At 40.2% G+C, this 823-nt stretch carries 2 protein-coding genes and 1 pseudogene; all 3 read left to right on the top strand.

Annotation, left to right across the window (positions count from 1 at the left end):
* Positions 1-205 (top strand): annotated as a pseudogene (locus tag OOA_RS20655) (hypothetical protein); the annotation flags it as partial.
* Positions 202-414 (top strand): hypothetical protein, encoded by a 213-nt coding sequence (locus OOA_RS15240; RefSeq protein WP_008913057.1) that lies wholly within the window; start codon positions 202-204, stop codon positions 412-414. The pseudogene OOA_RS20655 and the gene OOA_RS15240, both read left to right, overlap by 4 nt.
* 21 nt (positions 415-435) lie before the next feature.
* On the top strand, positions 436-823 hold a 388-nt coding region (locus OOA_RS15245; protein ID WP_008913058.1), incomplete at its 3' end, for an SUMF1/EgtB/PvdO family nonheme iron enzyme.

Genomic DNA, 823 nt, shown 5'->3' on the forward strand with positions numbered 1-823 from the left:
CGAACATTCTCCGGCAAACAACCCCCAAGGTCCTGAACATGGAGAAGAAAAAGTAACTCGTGGAGCTGACGGTAGTTTTTATTTAAAAACATTAACTATTAATCGTCTTTCCCACCCATTAAAAAATGGCAATATCCCCGGCCTTGGCTTTCGCTGTGCTGTTCAATCACCAACTCCAATTTCAAAAATTGAAGCTGCACAATGAAAATAACATATCCTCTACTGGTAGTTCCTATCGTGCTTTTACTAGGTTGTGAACAAAAGCTCACCGCTGAACAAGAACGGCAAAAACAACAACTGATTAATGAATCCATTCACAATATGGTCTTCATTGAGGGTGGTACTTTCTTAATGGGCGATTTTGGTAGCGGTCACGATGGTAAATCCACACTCCCTTATTCATATACTTGTTGATGGTAAGGAGTTAACGAAATAATGAAATTCAATAAGCTACTTTTTTGTTTATTTGTCGGTTCATGTGTTGTTTCAGGCTGTGATAATTCGCAAAAAGAAGCCGAAGCTGCTCAGTTACGCCAAACTTCGTTTGATAATATGGTGCCGATAAAAGGCGGACGTTTTCAGATGGGGGATTTTGGCACTTTAATTGATGAAGATAAATTACCATTAAGTACCGACCCCTCAACAAGGCCCCTGCACTGGGTCTCACTTTCTGATTTTAGCATGGGAAAATATCGTGTTACGTGGGCTGAGTTTAACCGTTGGCTAACCCTGCAAGGACGAGATAAAACAGAGTACTATCTCGATGTCCTTAATAACCCCTATGCTAAAAAAGATAAGATTAGTGATAATTACCCTGCCAAAG

The sequence above is a fragment of the Providencia burhodogranariea DSM 19968 genome, from assembly GCF_000314855.2.
Lineage (GTDB): Bacteria > Pseudomonadota > Gammaproteobacteria > Enterobacterales > Enterobacteriaceae > Providencia > Providencia burhodogranariea.